The sequence below is a fragment of the Streptomyces sp. NBC_00726 genome (assembly GCF_045161735.1).
Classification (GTDB): Bacteria; Actinomycetota; Actinomycetes; order Streptomycetales; family Streptomycetaceae; genus Streptomyces.
Window position 1 is genome coordinate 5,931,102 of sequence record NZ_CP108983.1, and the last position, 18,942, is coordinate 5,950,043.

The window sequence follows — 18,942 nt, forward strand, 5'->3', positions numbered from 1 at the left end:
GCGACAGCGGATACCCCGCATCGCCGCCCCGAACCAGCAGCCACGCCGAAGGCGGCCCGGGGTTCGTACCGGCGCATGCGGACCGCGGGCCGCGCTCGACGCCTCGGACGCGACCGGAGGCCAGGGCAGGCGCCCCGCCCCGTTCCCTCGTATAAAGGTCCCGAGGGCGGACGGCGAAGGAGGCCCGATGGGCCGGGAGCGGACCGGGCGGCACGAGCGCGGCACGGACACGGTCCGGGAGGACCGGGGCCCCGTACGGTACGGGCCGCCGGCCCCCTGGCCGGGCCTGCCCGTGCTGCCCGGGCTGGCCGAGGTGCTGGCCTCCGCCGCGGGCGATGCCGCGCAGCCCGCCGGCGGATCGGCCGCCCTGCGCGAGGCCGCCTGCGCCTACTGGGGCCGGCGCGGACTGCACTGCGGCCCCGAGCGCGTCGCGGCCGCCCCCGGCACCGCACCCCTGCTGCTCGCCCTGATCGCCGCGCACGGCGGCGACGTGCTGCTGCCGCGCCCCTGCCCCGCCTCCTGGATTCCGCAGGCCAGGCTGCTCGGCCGGCCCGCCTACCAGGTGCCCACCCCCGCCGAGTGCGGCGGCGTGCCCGACCCGTACGCCCTGCTCGAAACCGTGCGGCGAGTACGCGTCGAGGGCGGCCGGCCCCGGCTGCTGCTGCTCTCGGCCGCCGACGACCCCACCGCCACGGTCGCCCCGCCGGAACTCGTCCGCGAGGCGTGCGAGGCCGCCGTGGACCAGGGGCTGCACATCGTCAGCGACGAGACCTGGCGCGACACCCTGCACCGCCCGCACGACACGGTCCTGGTCAGCCCCGCCGAGATGTGCCCCGACGACGTCACGGTGGTCTCCGGCCTGTACGGGGCACTGACCCCGGCCGCCTGGCCGGTCGCCGTCGCCCGGTTCCCGGACACCGCCCGCTCCGCCGCCCGCCACGCCCGTACGCTCGACGTCCTCACCGCGCTCGGCGCCTCCGTCGCCGGACCGGTCGCGGCCGCCGCCGCCCACGCGCTGCGCGAACCGGACGCCGTCACCGAACGGGCCCGGCGCTCCGCCGACCTGCACGCCCGGCTCGCCACCGCGGCGCACCGCGCCGTCCTCGGCTGGGGCGCCCTCGCCCGGCCCCCGCAGGCCGGCCGCCACCTCTACGCGGACCTCGGCCCGCTCCGCTCCCGGCTCGCCGCCCGGGGCGTCACCGACTCCCTCGAACTGGAGGAGTTCCTGTCCGCCCGGCTCGGCACCCCCGCCCCCGGCGGCCACCGCTTCGGCGACGAACTCGGCGCACTCCGGGTCCGGCTGGGTACCGGCTCCCTCCTCGGCACGGACCCGCAGCGCCAGACCGAGGCGCTCACCGCCCCGGACCCGCTCGAATTGCCGCATATCGCGGCAGCGCTGAGCATTTTCCGAGCAGCCCTCGACGCACCGCGCTGACCCACCCCGCCGGCGCACTCCTGGACGGGAGCCCCGATGACGGACCGGACCGAGACCCCCCTCGCACCCCCCGCGGTCTGCGGCGACATCGTCACCCCGCGCCCGCTCGGCGAGGTCCGCACCTGGCCCCGCAGCTTCGCCGACCGGCTCACCGCCCCGCTCCCCGGCGTCCGGAGCATGTCCCGGCTCGCCCGCGAGCACGCCATCCGGCCCAACGCGGAGGGCCTGCGCCACATCCACCGGCTGCCGTACGCCCCCGAGCCCCTGCCGCCCGTCCCGGCCGGTGCCGCGTCCGTCACCTGGGCCGGGCACGCCAGCTGGATCATCCGCACCGGCGGCCTCACCGTCCTCACCGACCCCGTCTGGTCCCGCCGCATCCTCGGCACCCCGGCCCGGATCACACCCGTCGGAGTCCGCTGGGAGGACCTGCCGCCCGTCGACGCGGTCGTCATCAGCCACAACCACTACGACCACCTGGACGCCCCCACCCTGCGCCGGCTGCCCCGGCACACCCCGCTGTTCGTGCCGGCCGGACTCGGCCAGTGGTGCCGCCGCCGGGGCTTCGCCAACGTCACCGAACTCGACTGGTGGGAACACGCCGAACTGCACGGCGTCCGCTTCGACTTCGTGCCGGCCCACCACTGGTCCCGGCGCACCCTCACCGACACCTGCCGCTCGCTGTGGGGCGGCTGGATCGTCCAGGACACCACCGGCGCGGGGGACGGCGGCCGGATCTACTTCGCCGGCGACACCGGATACGGCCACTGGTTCACCGAGATCGGCCGCCGCCACCCCGGCATCGACCTCGCCCTGCTGCCGATCGGCGCGTACGAACCCCGCTGGTGGCTCGGCGATGTGCACGCCGACCCGGAGGAGGCCGTGCAGGCGTACGAAGACCTCGGCGCCCACGCGATGGCGCCCATGCACTGGGCGGCCTTCCTGCTCTCCGCCGAACCGGTCCTCGAACCCCTCACCCGGCTGCGGACCGCCTGGCAGCGCGCCGGACACCCCCGCGACCGGCTCTGGGACCTGCCCATCGGCGGCTCCCGCCTGCTCACGGCCCGCCCGGCCGGCGTCACCGCGCCCACCACGCCCGCGTCCGGCGCCACACCGCGGGCGCCCCACTGATCAGCAGCGTCAGACCCACCGCCGCGACCACCCCCTGCCACGGCTCCGGAAACAGCGAACCGCCCAGAATCCCGATCAGCTGGTACGTCGCCGCCCACGCCAGACACGCCGGCGCATCGCCCCGGGCGAACCGCCGCAGCTCCATCCGCCCCAGCAGACACGCCAGCATCACCGGAATCCGCCCGGCCGGCACCAGCCGGGACAGCACCAGGACCGTCACCCCGTGCTCGTCCAGCTTCCGCTGCGCCTGCTCAAGGCGCTCCGGCGCCGCCCGGTCCCGGATCGTCCGCAGCCACCGCGACCCGTTCCTCGACCGCACCCCCCGCTGCCCCAGCCAGTACAGCGATATGTCCCCCAGGAACGCCGCCGCCGACGCCACCGCGAACACCACAAGCAGCGCGAACGGCGACGACTGGTGGAACGCCACCACGGCCGCCGAACTCACCAGCGCGCCCGTCGGCACCACCGGCACCAGCGCACCCAGCGCCACCAGCAGGAACAGCGACGGATAGCCGACCGCCTGCTGTGTCGACTCGGCGGGCAGCTGCGCCGTCTGGCGCAGGAACTCGATCACGCGCGGCCCTCCGGCCGTACCCGCTCGCCGTGCGCCAGCCGGTGCACCACGACCTCCGGCGCCACCAGCGCCGCCTTCCGCACGAACTCCTCGCCCGGCGCGTGGAACTCGTGCGGCCGGACCCCGTCCATCCCGATCGGCCAGTACGTGCCGTAGTGCACCGGCACCGCCGCGCGCGGCCGCAGCCGGGTCAGCGCCTGCGCCGCCCGCCCCGCGTCCAGATGCCCATGGCCCAGATACGGCCCCCAGCCGCCGACCGGCAGCAGCGCCACGTCCACCGGGCCGACCGCCCGCGCCATCTCGTCGAAGAGCCCTGTGTCCCCGGCGAAGTACGTACGCGCCGCGCCCTCCACCACGTAACCGAGCGCGGGGGAGCGGTGCGGGCCCAGCGGCAGGCGCCGGCCGTCGTGCAGCGCCGGGACGGCCCGGACCCGCACCCCGCCCACCCGCACCTCGTCGCCCGCGACCACCTCGGTGATCCGCAGCCCGCGCACCCGGCGCAGCAGCCGCAGCCCCGGCACCGACCGCACCGAACCACGCGGCACCACCACCCGGGCCCCCGGCTCGACGCGCGCCAGCGACGGCAGGTGCAGATGATCCGAGTGCAGATGCGAGATGAGGACCACATCGGCCACGGCCGCGTCCGGACCCGGCAGCTCGCCCCGGCGCCGCCGCAGATGCGCGAAGCGCCGTACGAACAGCGGATCGGTCAGGAAACGGACCCCGGAGTCCTCGATCGTGCACGTGGCATGACCCCACCAGGTGACCTCCACCGGCACGCGCCGCCTCCTCCCGCTCACCGGGCCCTCGGGCCCCCTCACACCTGCCCGGTCGAGCCTACGGCCAGTCACGCCCCGGCGGTCCGCGCACCCCGGCGCACCCGTGGATCACCGGTCCGGACCCGTGCCCCCGTGCGCCCCCTCGCCGCCCCGGAACGCTCCCTCGGCCGCCGCGTACGGGCGCATAGGGTCGGGGAACGACGAGCACCGGGAGAAGACGGGCCATGGGGGACGTACGCGTGGCGGCCATCGCCAGCCTGACGCCGCTGGAGGAACTGGACGGCGATCCGTTCCTCGTGGACACCCGCAGCCAGCACGCCATGTGCGCCCGCTGGGCCGCAGACCAGGGCTACGTCGTCACCCGGCAGCTGCGCGTCTACGCGCTGCGCCCCGACCACCCCGCGCTCTGGGACGGCATCGACAGCGGCGAGATCGAGCTGTTCGTCACCCCCAGCGACCGGGTCCTCGCCCGCGCCCTGGCCTCGGTGCCGGAATTCACCGCCGAGTGCCGCCGGCGCGGCGTACGCCTGGAGACCGCCGGGCTCGCCGAGCCGTCCTACACCGCCGAGGGCAAGGCCGGAGTGCACCGCAGGCTCTCCATGCCGACCGCCGGATACGACGGCTGCTGACCGGCCGCAGGGCTGTCCCGGCCGCTGTGAAAGGCTGGGAAAGGGCCCGGAACGGCAGGGCCCGGACATGAGGTGACGAGGGCGTGGGCGACAGACGATGGCGGCGGGCCGGCGCCGCCCTGATGCGCGTGATCGCGGTCTGGGCCGTCTCGACGCTCACCATGCTGGCGCTCGCGGGCATCCTCCCCGACTTCCGGCTCCAGTCCGCCGACGGCGACAGCATCACCAAGACCGCCTTCACCGCAGCCTGGGGCGCGGGCGCCTTCGGACTGCTCTCCGCCCTGGTCTGGCCCGTGCTGGTACGGGCCCTGCTCATCGTCCCGGCCCTCGTCCTCGGCGCGCTCGTCTTCTTCCTCAACGGCTCGCTGCTGCTGATCGCGCTGTGGCTCATCCCGGACGGCCGGGGCGCCGCCGCCCCGGAGACCGCCGTCGCCGTCGCGGCCGTGATGTCCGCCGTCGCCTCCGCGACCTCCACCGCCCTCGCCGTGCGCGACGACAACGCCTACCGCCGCCGCCTCTCCCGCCTGGCCGACCGGCGCCGCCGCCGCACCGGCACCGGCGACGCGCGCGGCGGCCCGCCCGGCACCGTCTTCCTCCAGCTCGACGGGGTCGGCCACGACGCCCTCGTCGCGGCGGCCGCCGGGGGAGTCATGCCGACCGTCGCCCACTGGCTGGCCGAACCGGAAGGACACCGGCTCATGCCCTGGCGCACCGACTGGTCCAGCCAGACCGGCGCCAGCCAGCTCGGCATCCTGCACGGCACCAACCACGACGTCCCCGCCTTCCGCTGGTACGAGAAGGAGACCGGCCTCGTCATGGTCTCCAGCAAGCCCGCGAGCGCCCTGGAACTCCAGCGCCGCGCCATCACCCGCACCCGGGACGGCGGACTGCTCACCCTTGACGGCGCCAGCCGGGGCAACCTCTTCAGCGGCGGCGCCGCCCAGCTCGCGCTCGTCCTCTCGATGGCCGCCCGGCTCGGCAAGGGCCGCCGCTCCCGGGCCGGGTACTTCGCCTACTTCTCCGACCCGGCCAACGCCGTCCGCACCGCCGGCTCCTTCGCCGCCGAGGTCTGCCGCGAGATCGCCCAGTCGACCCGCTCCCGCCTCCGCAAGGAGACGCCCCGCATCAAGCGCGGCGGCCTCTACCCCTTCATCCGCGCCTTCGCGACCGTGGTCGAACGCGATGTGGTGGTCGCCGCCGTCATCGGCGACATGTTCGCCGGCCGGACCGCCGTCTACGCCGACCTCGTCGCGTACGACGAAGTGGCGCACCACTCCGGACCGCGCAGCCGCGACGCGGAGAAGGTGCTCGCCCGCCTCGACCGGGCGCTCGCCCTGATCACCAAGGTCGCCGAGCAGGCGCCCCGCACCTACCGGATCGTGCTCCTCTCCGACCACGGCCAGAGCCCCGGGAACACCTTCGCCGGGGTGTACGGGCTGACCCTCAAGGACCTCGTCCGGGCGGGCAGCGGACTGCCCGTGCCCCGGCGCGCCCAGCGCACCCGCAGCGCATCCGAGGCCCGTGACGCGGTCCGCATCGCCCTGCACCGGCCGGTCGCCGAGGGCCAGGAGGAGCACATCGCGGTCCCCTCCGACCCGATAGTCCTCGCCTCCGGCAACCTCGGCCTGATCTCCTTCCCGGACATAAGGGGCCGAGCCTCCCAGGAGCAGCTGGAGCGCCGCCACCCCGCGCTGCTCTCCACCCTCGCCAACCACCCGGGCATCGGCTTCCTGCTCGTCCGCAGCGAGCGCCACGGCTCGGTGGTGCTGGCCCGCGACGGTGTACGGGTGCCCGTGGCGGAGCTGGCCGACGGACAGGGGCCACTGGCCGTGTACGGTCCCGGCGCGGCGGACGCGATCCGGCGGACGGACACCTTCCCGCACGTCGCCGACGTGATGGTCAACTCCATGTACGACCCCGCCACCGGCACCGTGCACGCCTTCGAGGAGCAGATCGGCTCGCACGGCGGCCTGGGCGGCGACCAGTCCCGGCCGTTCCTGCTCTGGCCGCGCACCCTGACCGACCCGCTGGACGCCGTCACCGGCGAGGACGGGAAACGCCCCGACGAAATCGTCGGCGCCGAGGCCGTGCACCGGGTCCTCCGGCGCTGGCTCCAAGAGGCGTCCGGGCCGCAGGTGCCGGTGACCTCCGACGAGGAGCCCGGCCGCGCCTGATGATCAGGCCGACTGCCGGCGTACGAGCGTCGGGTGGAAGATCACCGAAGGCGGCGGGTCCACCGGCTTCCCGATCTGCTTCAGCAGCAGCCGGGCCATCTCCGCCGACATCTCCTCCACCGGCTGCCGGACCGTCGTCAGCGGCGGATCACAGGCCAGCGCCGCACTGCTGTCGTCGAACCCGACGAGCGCGACGTCGTCCGGGACCTCCTTCCCGGCCCGCAGCAGCACCGGCACGGCCCCGAGCGCCATCAGGTCCGACGCGATGAACACCGCGTCCAGATCCGGCCGCTCCGCCAGCAGCCGCCGCATCGCCGCCGCGCCCCCGGCATGGGTGAAGTCGCCCTCGGCGGTCACCACATCCCGGATGCCGTGCGCCGCCAGCGCGTCCAGGAACCCGGCGAGCCGCGCCTGACCGGCCGGCATGTCCTGCGGGCCCGACACCGTGCCGACGCGGCGGCGGCCCAGCGCGGCGAGATGGTCGGCGGCCAGCCGCGCCCCGGCCCGCTGGTCCGCCTCGACATAGGTGAGCGGCGTCGGCCTGCGCGGCTGCCCGGCGAGCACGGCGGGCAGCCGGGTCCCGTGCAGCAGCCCGGGCAGCGGGTCGTCCGCGTGCGAGGAGATCAGCACCACCCCGTCGACATGCCCGTGGCGCAGATACGAAAGGAGCTGGTCGCGGGACTCCCGGTCGTCGGCCAGCATCAGGACCAGCTGGATGCCCGCCGGGCGCAGCACCTCCAGGAGACCGGCCACCACCCGCCCGAAGTACGGATCGGAGAACATCCGGCCGATGAACGGCTCGGGCACGGTGCGCCGCTCCCGCTCCGAGACGACCAGCGCGATCGAGTCGGTGCGCCGGGTCACCAGCGACCGGGCCGCGCGATTGGGGACGTAACCGGTGGCGTCCACCGCCGCCTCCACCGTCCGCCGCAGCGCCGGGTCCACCGTGGTCGCCCCGTTGATCACCCGGGACACCGTCGCCCGGGACACCCCGGCCACCCCGGCGACGTCCTCCAAGGTCACGGGACGGGCGGGCGGCGGCGCGTCGGCAGGCATGCAGTCTTTATACCCGGGCGGTACGACCGGTGGGGCAACGGCCCCGGGCGCCTTGGGATTACGTTGACCCGGCCGTCAGCCGGGAGCGCCGGACGGGGCGGGCAGCCGGGCGATCTCGGCCCGGCGGGCGGCGACCAGGGCGGCCGCGAGCCGCTTGGCGTCCGGCCGGGTGCCGGACCCGGTCTCGGAGCGCGACACCTGGGCGGTCTGACGCAGATGCCCGCCGATCCGGTCCACCAGGAACCGGTCGAAGGCCGCGCCCTTCAGCGTGCGGGCCCGTGCCAGGTCGTCGGCCGTCACCATGCCGGGCATGTGGTGGCCCTCGTGCACATTGGTGTCCGGGAGCCCCATCCGGGCCAGCAGCGGGCGCAGCCGGGCCAGTTCACCGTTCTGCGAGGTCCGCAGCCCGGCTGCCCAGCGCCGTACGGCGGTGTCGCCGGAGCGGTCTGCGGCGAGCGACAGGAGCGCCACGGCCGACTCGTTCATCGGGGTCATGAGCTGGGCCCAGGCGGCGTCGGTCGGATCGGCGGGGGCGCCGGTGGCGGGCGGGGGAGTGCGTCGCGGCTCGGCCGCCGGGGAGCCGCAGCCGGCCAGGAGGAGGAGCAGGGTGAGCGCCGCCGCGCCGCGGGCCGCTTTCATCGGGGGCTCCCTCGGGGAGGGCCCGTCCGGGGCGCGGGGCCCCGGACGGGCGGGTGGGGACGGGGGTGTGCGTCAGGGAGTGCCGTCGGCCCCGCACTTGATGATGGCGTTGATGCAGTCGCGTACGCGCTGCGCCATCTCGGCCTCGGGCCACACGTTGAAGAAGTCGCCGTGCATCGTGTAGCCGGGACCGGACGCCAGGCGGAACCTGGACGGGTCACCGTTGACCGGGTACCGCAGCACCTGGCGGAGCTTGGGCACCGGCACCGGGTGGGTGGCCGGGCACTCGCCGTTGACCGGGTACGACATGTGGCTCTTGTGGTCGGGCGAGTCGAGGTCCTTGCCGTTCCAGCACTGCGGGAAGTCGAGGTACGACTCCAGCATCGCGTCGGACGGGCAGTTGACGAAGTCGTGCGACGGGTTGACCTCGCCGTGGTGCAGACACGACCAGCGCGAGATCGTGTTGTCGTCGGGACCGGTCGCCTTGGCGTTGCCCGCGACGATCCGCAGACCCCGGGGGAAGGGCTGGATCTGCCGGATGACGTCGTCCCGGACACCCTCGCCCAGGTAGTAGAACGTGGTGCCGGTGGGCTCCACCTCCTTGTCGCCGTCGTACAGGGTCGGCACCCAGTACGACGACAGGTCGATGTCGGGTGAGCAGGTGCTCCGGGCCTGCTCCAGCGAGGCCAGGTCGGAGTTGCCGTCGGTGGAGTCGTTGCCGAAGAAGCTGTGCATGTGCGAGGCGCCGGGCAGGCCCGGGAAGACGATCGGGTCGTCGGGTGCCCGGTGGGTGTACGGGCACTCGGCGAGGAACTCGGCCACCCGGACCACATCGGCGGCCGCCTTGGGGGCGGCGGCCGGGGTGCCGGCGGACGCGCTGCCGGTGGTGGCCTGAAGGAGGGTCAGGGCGAGCGCGGCGGCGGCGAGCGCCGCCGTGCGGTACCGCCGGGGCGGTGGGGTTCTGCGGTGGCTGTCCTCGCCGCTGCGTCGTTGACGGAAGAAGAGCACGGCACTCCTGTTCGGGGAAGTGGTGGGGGGAGTTGCCCTGATCAGGGGCGGCCCGATCAGGCGAGAGAGCGCTCTCTGTGAGGGAACGTAGGAGCGTGTTGAGGGCATGTCAATACGGCTGACGAATCTTCGATTTCGGGCGCCATGGGGGCGGTTCGGGCCGTCAAGGCTGGGAGAGCGCTCTCTCCGGCATTTGTTGGTCGAAACCCCGGGCGCAGGGCGTGAGAGAGCGCTCTCCCTGCCTCTCCGGGTCTCGTCCGGGACTCGTCGGCCGGGGCGTTGTCAGTGGTGGGCGGCAGGATGGAGGGCATGACGAACTCAGCAGTCGTGCTCATCGACCATGCCTCCTACGCCGCCGCCGTCGAGGAGGCCGCGCAGGCCGCCGCCGCGTACTACGCCACGGGTGAGAGCACGCTGGACGACGACGCCTACGACCGCCTGGCGCGCGGCATCGCCGCGTACGAGCGGGAGCATCCGCAGGAGGTGCTGCCCGCCTCGCCGACCGGCAAGGTGGCGGGTGGCGCGGCCGTGGGGGACGTGCCGCACACCGTGCCGATGCTCTCCCTCGACAACGTCTTCTCGGCCGAGCAGTTCGCCACCTGGACCGCGTCCCTGGAGCGCCGGATCGGACGGCCCGTCACCGCGTGGAGCGTCGAGCCGAAGCTCGACGGGCTCGCGGTCGCCGCGCGGTATCGCGAGGGCCGGCTGGAACGGCTGATCACCCGGGGCGACGGGACGGCCGGTGAGGACGTGTCCCATGCGATCGGGACCGTCGTCGGGCTCCCCGCGCGGCTCGCGGAGCCGGTCACGATCGAGATACGCGGCGAGATCCTGATGACCGCCGAGCAGTTCGAGCAGGCCAACACGGTCCGCACCGAGCACGGCGGCGCCCCCTTCGCCAACGCGCGCAACGGCGCCGCGGGCACCCTGCGCGCCAAGGACCGTGCGTACACGGTGGAGATGACGTTCTTCGCCTACGGCGCCCTGCCGCTGCCCGAGTCCGGCGCACTGGCCGCCGAGCCGGCCGAGCTGCCGCACAGCCGGGTGCTCGCCCGGGTCGCCGAGCTCGGCGTGCACACCGCCGCGGACACGGACGTCGCGCCGCGCACCGCCGCCACCGTCGAGGAGGTCCAGGCCCGGATCGAGGAAGTCGCCGCGCTGCGGGCGGCGTTGCCGTTCGGGATCGACGGCATCGTGATCAAGGCGGACCTGGCGGCCGACCGGCGCGACGCCGGTTCCGGCACCCGGGCCCCGCGCTGGGCCATCGCCTACAAGCTGCCCGCCGTCGAGAAGGTCACCCGCCTCCTCGGCGTCGAGTGGAACGTGGGCCGTACCGGCATCATCGCGCCCCGCGCCGTCCTGGAGCCCGTTGAGATCGACGGCTCCACCGTCGGTTACGCCACCCTGCACAACCCGGCCGACATCACCCGCCGGGACCTGCGCATCGGCGACCATGTGATGGTCTACAAGGCGGGCGACATCATCCCCCGCATCGAGGCGCCCGTCGCCCATCTGCGCACCGGCGAGGAGCAGCCCGTCGACTTTCCCGAGGCGTGCCCCCAGTGCGGTTCGGAGATCGACAGCAGCGAGCAGCGCTGGCGCTGTGTGCGGGGCCGCGACTGCCGGATCGTCGCCTCCGTCTCGTACGCCGCCGGGCGCGACCAGCTCGACATCGAAGGGCTCGGCACGACCCGGGTCGTCCAGCTGGTCGACGCCGGTCTCGTCACCGACTTCGCGGACCTGTTCATGCTGGAACGCGAACAGCTGCTCACGCTCGACCGGATGGGGGAGACCAGCACCGACAATCTGCTCGCCGCGATCGACACGGCACGCTCGCAGCCGCTCTCCCGGGTCTTCTGCGCCCTCGGCGTGCGCGGCACCGGGCGCTCCATGTCCCGCCGGATCGCCCGCTACTTCGCGGAGATGGACCGGATCCGGGCCGCCGACGAGGAGGAGTTGCAGCGCGTCGACGGCATCGGCAAGGAGAAGGCGGCCGGAGTCGTCGCGGAGCTGGCCGAGCTCGCCCCGCTCATCGACAAGCTGGTCGCCGCCGGGCTGAACATGACCGAGCCGGGCGCGACCCCGCCGCCCCCGCCGGGCGAGGAGGCCGACGAGGAGACGGCCGCCGGTGCCGAGGGCGCTCCGCTGGCCGGGATGACCGTGGTGGTCACGGGGGCGATGACCGGCGCGCTGGAGAAGCTGTCGCGCAACCAGATGAACGAGCTGGTCGAGCGGGCCGGCGGCAAGTCCTCCTCCAGCGTCTCCAAGCGCACGACGCTGCTGGTGGCCGGCGAGAAGGCGGGCTCCAAGCGGACCAAGGCGGAGGGCCTGGGGGTGCGGATCGCGACGCCGGAGGAGTTCGCGGAGCTGATAGCGGAGTTCCTGCCGGTCGACGCGTGACGCGGGGCGCGTGACCGCGCGGGGTGAGTCCTTCGATTTTGGTGGGGAGTGGCTTTCTTTGCCTCCCTATTGCATAGTGAGGGCTCGGCCATGCCTCGCGATCAGCGGGTCACTGGGTGTGTACGGCCGCGGCTGCGTGCCGGGGGTGAGGGGCGATGCGTTCTTTGCGCGACGGACGGCGGCACTACCGGGGCGCCACCCGGGGCCTCGCCCTCGACCTCGGCAGTTCCCGCACCCGGGCCTGGGTCCCCGGCCGGGGCGTCGTCGCGGACACCGTCCACGGCACCGGTGAGTCCGGCCCCGGGCGGCCCGTCCGGCGCGGCCGCATCGTGGACCCGGAGTCGTGCGGCCGGATGCTGGCCCGCATCACCGGCCGGGCCCTGGGCGAGCGCCGCGAGGACGCGGTCATCGTGCTCAGCCACCCGGTGCTCGCCGGGCCCGGACACCGGGCCGCCGCCCGCGACCTGCTCCGTGCGCTCGGCCCCTCGGACGTCATCGTCCTGGACAGCGCCCGTGCCGCCGCCGCGTGCGCCGGGCCGGGGGACGGCGGTCCCCTCCTCGTCCTCGACATCGGCGCCGAGCTGACCGAGGCGACCCTGCTCGTGGACGGCCTGGTGCGCGACGCCCGCCTCGCCGAGACCGGGCTCAGCGACCTGGACCCGGGCGAGCCGCCCACCGCCGCCGTCCGCGCCGTCCTGGACATGGTCATGGCCATGTGGCGGCAGGACCCGCACGGCGCGCTGCTCGGCGCCCTGCGCAGGGGCCCGCTGCTCACCGGAGGCGGTGCGCTGCGCCCGGACGTAACCAACCGCATCGCGGTCCGCCTCGGCGTCCCGGTCCGGCGCACGGACGACCCGGCGACCACGGTCGTGCGCGGCGCCGGCCTGGTCCTCAGCTCCGTCCTCCGCCACGCCGAGGCGCCCGCCCTGCCCGGCCGCTCCCGATGACCCCGCTCCCGGGGAACGCGCACCCCGGCCGCCCGTCCGCCGCACCGCGGTACCTCGTCGCGCTGCTCCTCGCCGTGCTCGCCCTCGTCGGCGGCGCGCCCGCGACGGCCGGGACGGGCCTCCCCGTACGCGCGTCGGCGGCGCTTCCCACGACGACCGCGACGACCGCGCCCAGCATCCCCGTACAACAGGCGACCGCCGAGGCACCCCGGACCACTCCGCCGGCCCCGCCGCCCGCCACCGTCGACCGTGGCCCGGACACCACACCGTGGGCCGCCGCCGAGCACCCCCGTATCGCACACCAGTTGCCCCCGCCCGGCCCCGGCGGGCTCGTACCGTGCCCCGCGCGGGCCCCGCTTCCGCGTTCCGTCCCCTGGTCCGTCCGTACCGTCCCCGCCTCCGCCGTCCAGCGCCCGCGCGTGGCGCTGCCCGGCGTGCGCGGGCCTCCGAGTGCCGGTGTCCACCGGCCCGGGGACCGATCGCCGGTCCCGCAATCCATCAACGCCGTGCCGTTCCCGCCGTCCTGACCGGGTGAGGGGCGTGCCCGGCGCCCCCTCGGAGGAATCCCGCAATGACGCGCGCCACCACGGTGCGGGCGGTGCTGGCTGCGGCCGTGCTGCTCGTTTCCGTGTTCATCACGCTGACCATGTCACCCAGACTCGGCCTGGATCTCCAGGGCGGCACCCGTATGGTGCTCCAGGCCCAGGACTCCGACACCGCGAAGGCCGATCGCGAGAGCACCGACCGCACCCTGGAGGTGCTGCGCGGGCGCATCGACTCACTCGGGGTGACGGAGCCGACTCTGACCCGGTCCGGTGAGGACCGGATCATCGTGGAGCTTCCGGATGTCCAGGACCCGCGCAAGGCGGCCGAGGTCATCGGCAAGACCGCTCAGCTGACGTTCCACGCCGTCCAGGGCCCGGGCGAACCGGGCGAGGACGGCAAGGGACTGACGCTGCCCGACGAGCAGGGCCGCGAGCTGGCCCTCGGGCCCGTCGCGCTCTCCGGTGCCGGGGTCAAGGAGGCGTCCGCGTCCTTCGACGCCCAGCAGGGCGCCGGCTGGACCGTGTCGCTCGACTTCCACAAGGACGCCGGGCGGGACTGGACCCGGCTGACCGGTGAGGCGGCCTGCCACCCGGTGCAGGACGAGCGGCGCCGGGTCGCCATCGTGCTCGACAAGCGGGTGATCTCCTCGCCCCAGGTCTCGCCGACCGTCTCCTGCGGTTCGGGCCTGCCGTCCGGCTCCACCCAGATCACCGGCTCGTTCAGCGCGGACGAGGCCCGCGAACTCGCCCTGCTGATCGAGGGCGGCGCGCTGCCCGTGCCCGTCGAGATCGTGGAGCAGCGGACGGTCGGCCCGACGCTCGGTGCCGCCGCCATCGACGCCAGCGCGCGGGCCGCCCTGATCGGCGCGGCGGCCACCGCGCTGTTCATCATCGTGATCTACCGCCTGTTCGGCGCCCTCGCCGCCGTGGCGCTCGCGGCGTACGGAGTGATCTCGTACGCGGCCCTCGTCGCCCTCGGCGTCACGCTGACCCTGCCCGGGCTCGCCGGTTTCGTGCTGGCGATCGGCATGGCGGTCGACGCGAACGTGCTGGTCTTCGAACGGGCCAGGGAGGAGTACGCCGGGCGGCCCGGGAAGAGCCTGCGGTCCTCGCTCGCCGCCGGGTTCAAGGGCGCCTGGACAGCCGTCGCCGATTCCAACGTGACGACGCTCATCGCGGCCGGGCTGCTGTTCTTCCTCGGCTCCGGACCGGTCAAGGGGTTCGGTGTCACGCTCGCCATCGGTGTCCTGGCGTCGATGTTCTCCGCGCTGGTCATCGCCCGCGCCCTCACCGAGATCGCGGCGCACTCGCGGTTCGTCGCGGACTACCGGGGCGTCAACGGCATCGCGATCCCGGGCCGGGTGCGGACCTGGCTCACCCGGCGCGACCCGCAGCCGATGCGCTTCCCGCGCCGCTGGCTGACGGTCTCCGCCGTCCTGATCGCGGTGGCCGTCGCCGGCATCGTGGTGCGCGGGGTCAATCTGGGCGTCGAGTTCACCGGCGGCCGGCTGGTCGAGTACTCCACCAGCCGCCCCGTGGACGTCGAGACCGCGCGCACCGCCCTCGCGGGCGCCGGGTTCGGGGACGCCGAGGTCACCACGGCCGGTGCGGGTGACATCTCCGTGCGCACCGGAGACCTCGACAACGACGGCGAACACGCGCTGCGGGCCGCCCTGGCCGAGGAGGGCGGCGAGACCACCAAGGTCCGCGACGAGCTGATCGGCCCCAGCCTCGGCGACGAACTGCGGCGCAACGCCCTGATCGCCCTGGCCATCGCCGTACTCGTGCAGCTGGCCTATCTGGCGGTCCGGTTCCGCTGGACGTTCGCCGTCGCCTCGGTCGCGGCGCTCGTGCACGACGTGATCATCCTGATCGGGGTGTTCGCCTGGCTGGGGCGCACCGTCGACGGCATCTTCCTGGCGGCGCTCCTCACCGTCATCGGGTACTCCGTCAACGACTCGGTCGTGGTCTTCGACCGGGTGCGGGAGCTGTGGGCGAAGGCCCGCCGCAAGCCCCTGGCGGAGGTGGCGAACCGGGCGGTCCTGCAAACCGTGCCCCGGACGGTGAACACCGGGATGGGCGCGCTGTTCATCCTCGCCTCCCTCGCCGTGCTCGGCGGCGACTCGCTGGAGGACTTCGCGCTCGCCCTGCTGATCGGCATCGTCGTCGGCACGTACTCCTCGGTGATGACCGCCGTACCGGCCGCGCTGCTGCTGGAACGCACCAGCAAGGTCCCGCCGCCCGCCCGCACCCGGGCCCCGCGCGCCCGGCAGCGCGCCGGACGCCGTGACCCGCACGACAACGGGGCGCGGGTGTAGCCGCCACGGGCCCGTGCCGGCCGAACCGGCGGGCACGGGCCCGGTCCGTCCTCAGGGCGTCAGCGAGCGCAGATACCCGGCGGTGTCCGCGTCGGCCGGCAGCAGCGTCTCGATGGCCAGCTCGGCCACCGTCACGTCCATCGGCGTGTTGAACGTGGCGATCGAGGCGACGAACGACAGCACATGCCCCTCGTGCTCGATGACCAGCGGCAGGGCGAACGGCACCGACGTCGAGGGCGGCTGCCAGTCCTCGCCCCCGGCCGTTCCGGCCGGCAGCGGATATCCCGCCACCTCCTCGTACAGCTCACGCAGCTCCGGCGAACGGACCAGCGCGATCTGGCGTTCCATCTGGGCGAGGAGGTCCGCCCGCCAGGCGCGGAGGTTCCGGATGCGTGGGGCCAGGCCCTCCGGGTGCAGGGTGAGCCGCATCGCGTTGAGCGGCGGGGCCAGGAGGCGTTCCGGGACGCCGGTGAGCAGCCGGGTCATCCCCTGATTGGCCGCCACCACGTCGTACGTGCCGTTCACGACGAACGCCGGATACGGTTCGTAGCCCCGCAGCAGCCGGTCGAGGCCGTCCCGGAGCGCCCCCATCGCCGGGTCGTCGAGCGCGGTCTCCGCGTAGTGCGGGGCGTAACCGGCCATCACCAGCAGGGCGTTGCGTTCCCGTACGGGCACGTCCAGGTGCTCGGCGAGCCTCAGCACCATCTCCTCGCTGGGGCGCGAGCGCCCCGTTTCGATGAACGAGATGTGCCGGGCCGACGAGCCGGCCCGCAGCGCGAGCTCCAGCTGACTGACCCGGCGCCGCTCCCGCCAGCTGCGCAGCAGCGGCCCTACCCCCGTGTCGAGCGCGACAGTTGTCATACCGAGACCGTAACGTCACCGGCACCGCCGACCGGCATCACCCACCAGTGAGGGAGCCGCCCCATGTCCGCCGCACCGCTGCCGCAGCACGAGATCGAGGACCGGCTGCGCGAACTGCCCGGCTGGTCCCTTGAAGGGGACCGGATCGCCCGGACCTACCGGCTGCCCTCGCACTTCGCGGCCGCCGCGTTCGCGATGCACATCGCCGCGATCCAGGACGAGCTGAACCATCACAGCGATCTGACGCTCGGCTACAACACCGTCGCCCTCGCCGTGAACTCGCACGACGCGGGCGGCAAGGTCACGGAGAAGGACCTCGGCCTCGCCGCCCGGGTCGCGGCGGTGGCACCCGGCCACGGGGCGGAATAGCCGTCAGGCCGCGGCACCGAACCGGGGGTGCGTGGCGAGCCAGCGCGTGTAGCTCTCGCTGCGTTCCACCGCCTGGGCGTACGCCGCCCGGGTGTGCCCGCTCACCGCACCGGCCGCCGCCGAAGCGGCGGCCGAGCGCGGGTGCCAGCCCAGCAGGTGGCGCCAGCTGAGCGGCGCCCCGGTGACCGGCAGCGTCACCACCCCCGGCGTCGGCGGGAACGTCGCCCGGCACAGCCCCACCGCGCGCCCCACCTGGACGAGATGGACGACGGACGAGGTGTCCGTCTCGTACACCGACACCGGCCGGAAGCCGGCCCGCGCGCACGCCGCCACGAAACAGTCCGCGAAGCAGCCGTCGCCCGGCACGTCCGCCCAGCACTCGTCCGACAGCTCGGACAGCTCCAACTCGCCCCGTCCGGCCAGCGGATGGGTCTCCGGCAGCATCACGAAGACCGGATCGACCCCGACCACCTGCCACTCCAGCCGGTCCGCGTCCGGCGGGGCGCTCTCGCCGCAGGTCCCGATGAGCGCGAAGTCCAGCCGCCCGTCCACCAGTTGCGAGGCGACCTCGGCCACCGACCAGGAGGTGTACGTGGACACCGGTGCCGCCGGGTGCGCTTCGGCCAGCCGGTCCACGAGGCCGCCGAGGAGCGGGCCGTGCGTGCCGCCCAGCCGGAACCGCTCCATGGTCCCCATCGCGTTGGCGAACCGGACGGCCTCCTCCTGGAGTTCGCTGACGGCGGGCAGCACGATCCGGGCCCGCTCCAGGACCAGTTCGCCCAGCGGCGTGGCCCGCGCGCCCGTGTGGTCGCGCTCGAACAGCGGGCCGCCGAGCGCCTTCTCGATCCGCCGCAGCTGTGCGCTGAGCGCGGGCTGAGCGAGGCCCAGCGCGGTGGCGGCCTTCGTCAGGCTGCCCGTTTCGGCGATGGCACGTACGGTTCGCAGATGGCGCAACTCCAGCTCCATCACCGCACGTTATGGCCCCCGTGGCCGCACGGCAATACATCGGTGGTACAGACCTCTGGTTCGCACCCATGACTGGCGGACATGGCTAGGGCGTGTCCGCAAAGTCCCGTCTGGCCCGTGACGCCTGGCACGCACTCTCGCCGCACCGGCCGCAATCCCTAGTACATCCAGTACGAGGGATTGCGGCCGGCACGCCGAGGAGTGGGGTCTCCCCTGTTCGAGCGAAGCCGAGAACTTGGGGATGCGCCATGCGCCGCAGGCCACGCCCTTCGGGCGTACGACGGGACTTTGCGGACACGCCCTAGAATCGCCTCCCGATGCTCGATTACAGCCAAGAGGCCACGGTCTACGACGCCACGCGCGGCGGACTGCCCCGCGCCGAGGCGGCGGCGGCCGCCGTGCTCGGCCTGATCCCGGATACCGCGCGCTCCCTGCTGGACATCGGCTGCGGTACGGGACTGGTCACCGGCCGCATCGCCGCCGGCCGCCCCGGGCTGCGGGTGACCGGCTCCGACGCCGCGCACGGTATGGCCGTCGTCGCCCGGCAGCGCGTCGGCGCCGTCGTGCTCGCCGACGCCCGGCGGCTGCCGCTGCCCGACGCGGCGGTGGACGCGGTCAGCGCCGTCTGGCTGCTGCATCTGCTGCGCGAACCGGGCGCGGTCCGGGCGGTGGTGGCCGAGGCGGCGCGTGTGCTGCGGCCGGGCGGGGTGTTCGTCACCACCGTCGACAAGGACGCCGCGCACGACGTGGGCAGCGACATCGACGCCGCGTTCGCCCCGTATCTGGCGCCGACCCCCGCCGACGGCACGGACCTGGTCGTCGCCCACGCGGCGGAGGGCGGTCTCGATGTGGCGGGCGACGCGTTCTTCACCGGACACGGGCAGGGCCGGTCGCCGGTGAGCGCGGCACGCGGGGTCCGGCGGGGCTACTACACCTCCCGGCTGGTCCTGCCGGGGGACACCGCCGAACAGCTCGTCCGGAGCCTGGCCGCCCTGCCGGACCAGGACCGCGGGCGGGCGGACCCGGAGTACCGGCTGCTGGCCTTCCGGCGCGGATAGCGGGCCCGCCGGCCGCCGCCCACCGGCCTTCCGGTGAAGGTGGCCCACCCGGACGG

General features: G+C 74.5%; 17 protein-coding genes. 10 read left to right on the forward strand and 7 right to left on the reverse strand.

Translation table 11 applies throughout. The features are described from left to right. Positions 1-187 precede the first annotated feature (187 nt). Together OG338_RS26400 and OG338_RS26405 are read left to right on the forward strand one after the other, a co-directional pair. The gene (locus OG338_RS26400) at positions 188-1,435 is read left to right on the forward strand and encodes an aminotransferase class I/II-fold pyridoxal phosphate-dependent enzyme (RefSeq protein ID WP_405939718.1); all 1,248 of its coding nucleotides are present in this window, start codon (positions 188-190) and stop codon (positions 1,433-1,435) included. Between the two features lie 36 nt (positions 1,436-1,471). After that, complete coding sequence (locus OG338_RS26405) at positions 1,472-2,563, forward strand: MBL fold metallo-hydrolase (RefSeq protein ID WP_405939719.1); 1,092 nt, start codon at positions 1,472-1,474, stop codon at positions 2,561-2,563. Here the strand turns inward: OG338_RS26405 and OG338_RS26410 are convergent. After that, a complete protein-coding gene (locus OG338_RS26410; protein ID WP_405939720.1) occupies positions 2,511-3,137 on the reverse strand; it encodes a DedA family protein in 627 nt (208 codons plus the stop codon). The genes OG338_RS26405 and OG338_RS26410 overlap by 53 nt on opposite strands. Continuing rightward, the gene (locus OG338_RS26415) at positions 3,134-3,916 is read right to left on the reverse strand and encodes an MBL fold metallo-hydrolase (RefSeq protein WP_405939721.1); all 783 of its coding nucleotides are present in this window, start codon (positions 3,914-3,916) and stop codon (positions 3,134-3,136) included. The genes OG338_RS26410 and OG338_RS26415 overlap by 4 nt, the downstream gene beginning before the upstream one ends. Before the next feature lie 224 nt (positions 3,917-4,140). Here OG338_RS26415 and OG338_RS26420 point away from each other — a divergent pair, with 224 nt between their 5' ends. Both OG338_RS26420 and OG338_RS26425 read left to right on the forward strand, forming a co-directional pair. Next, positions 4,141-4,545, forward strand: a complete 405-nt coding sequence (locus OG338_RS26420) for a hypothetical protein (protein WP_405939722.1) — start codon at positions 4,141-4,143, stop codon at positions 4,543-4,545. 83 nt (positions 4,546-4,628) lie between these two features. Beyond that, on the forward strand, positions 4,629-6,719 hold the full coding sequence (locus OG338_RS26425; RefSeq protein WP_405939723.1) for a phage holin family protein: 2,091 nt from the start codon (positions 4,629-4,631) through the stop codon (positions 6,717-6,719). Positions 6,720-6,722: 3 nt separating this feature from the next. On the opposite strand, the gene OG338_RS26430 is transcribed toward OG338_RS26425, so the two are convergent. The 3 genes from OG338_RS26430 to OG338_RS26440 form a co-directional block, all read right to left on the reverse strand. Continuing rightward, positions 6,723-7,775: a LacI family DNA-binding transcriptional regulator gene (locus OG338_RS26430; RefSeq protein ID WP_405939724.1), complete on the reverse strand. Its 1,053-nt coding sequence runs from the start codon at positions 7,773-7,775 to the stop codon at positions 6,723-6,725. A gap of 75 nt (positions 7,776-7,850) precedes the next feature. Then, the gene (locus OG338_RS26435) at positions 7,851-8,414 is read right to left on the reverse strand and encodes a DUF305 domain-containing protein (RefSeq protein WP_405939725.1); all 564 of its coding nucleotides are present in this window, start codon (positions 8,412-8,414) and stop codon (positions 7,851-7,853) included. 72 nt (positions 8,415-8,486) lie between these two features. Continuing rightward, complete coding sequence (locus OG338_RS26440; protein ID WP_405939726.1) at positions 8,487-9,422, reverse strand: DUF1996 domain-containing protein; 936 nt, start codon at positions 9,420-9,422, stop codon at positions 8,487-8,489. Between the two features lie 300 nt (positions 9,423-9,722). On the opposite strand from OG338_RS26440, the gene ligA reads away from it, so the two are divergent. The 4 genes from ligA to secD all read left to right on the forward strand — a co-directional run bounded on the left by ligA (position 9,723) and on the right by secD (position 15,632). Next, complete coding sequence (ligA, locus tag OG338_RS26445) at positions 9,723-11,822, forward strand: NAD-dependent DNA ligase LigA (RefSeq protein WP_405939727.1); 2,100 nt, start codon at positions 9,723-9,725, stop codon at positions 11,820-11,822. 155 nt (positions 11,823-11,977) lie between these two features. Next, positions 11,978-12,769 carry a rod shape-determining protein gene (locus tag OG338_RS26450; protein ID WP_405939728.1) on the forward strand — a complete coding sequence of 264 codons (792 nt, stop codon included), beginning with the start codon at positions 11,978-11,980 and terminating at the stop codon, positions 12,767-12,769. Further along, on the forward strand, positions 12,766-13,296 hold the full coding sequence (locus OG338_RS26455; protein ID WP_405939729.1) for a hypothetical protein: 531 nt from the start codon (positions 12,766-12,768) through the stop codon (positions 13,294-13,296). Before OG338_RS26450 ends, OG338_RS26455 begins: the two co-directional genes overlap by 4 nt. Positions 13,297-13,340: 44 nt before the next feature. Further along, on the forward strand, positions 13,341-15,632 hold the full coding sequence (gene secD / locus OG338_RS26460) for a protein translocase subunit SecD (protein WP_405939730.1): 2,292 nt from the start codon (positions 13,341-13,343) through the stop codon (positions 15,630-15,632). A gap of 51 nt (positions 15,633-15,683) precedes the next feature. On the opposite strand, the gene OG338_RS26465 is transcribed toward secD, so the two are convergent. Beyond that, positions 15,684-16,493, reverse strand: coding sequence for a helix-turn-helix domain-containing protein (locus OG338_RS26465; protein ID WP_405939731.1), 810 nt, complete (start codon positions 16,491-16,493; stop codon positions 15,684-15,686). A gap of 63 nt (positions 16,494-16,556) precedes the next feature. On the opposite strand from OG338_RS26465, the gene OG338_RS26470 reads away from it, so the two are divergent. After that, the gene (locus tag OG338_RS26470; RefSeq protein WP_405939732.1) at positions 16,557-16,862 is read left to right on the forward strand and encodes a 4a-hydroxytetrahydrobiopterin dehydratase; all 306 of its coding nucleotides are present in this window, start codon (positions 16,557-16,559) and stop codon (positions 16,860-16,862) included. A 3-nt stretch (positions 16,863-16,865) separates the two neighbouring features. Here the strand turns inward: OG338_RS26470 and OG338_RS26475 are convergent, their stop codons facing one another. Next, on the reverse strand, positions 16,866-17,828 hold the full coding sequence (locus OG338_RS26475; protein ID WP_405939733.1) for a LysR family transcriptional regulator: 963 nt from the start codon (positions 17,826-17,828) through the stop codon (positions 16,866-16,868). 317 nt (positions 17,829-18,145) lie between these two features. On the opposite strand from OG338_RS26475, the gene OG338_RS26480 reads away from it, so the two are divergent. Continuing rightward, positions 18,146-18,886: a class I SAM-dependent methyltransferase gene (locus tag OG338_RS26480; protein ID WP_405939734.1), complete on the forward strand. Its 741-nt coding sequence runs from the start codon at positions 18,146-18,148 to the stop codon at positions 18,884-18,886. Positions 18,887-18,942 lie beyond the last annotated feature (56 nt).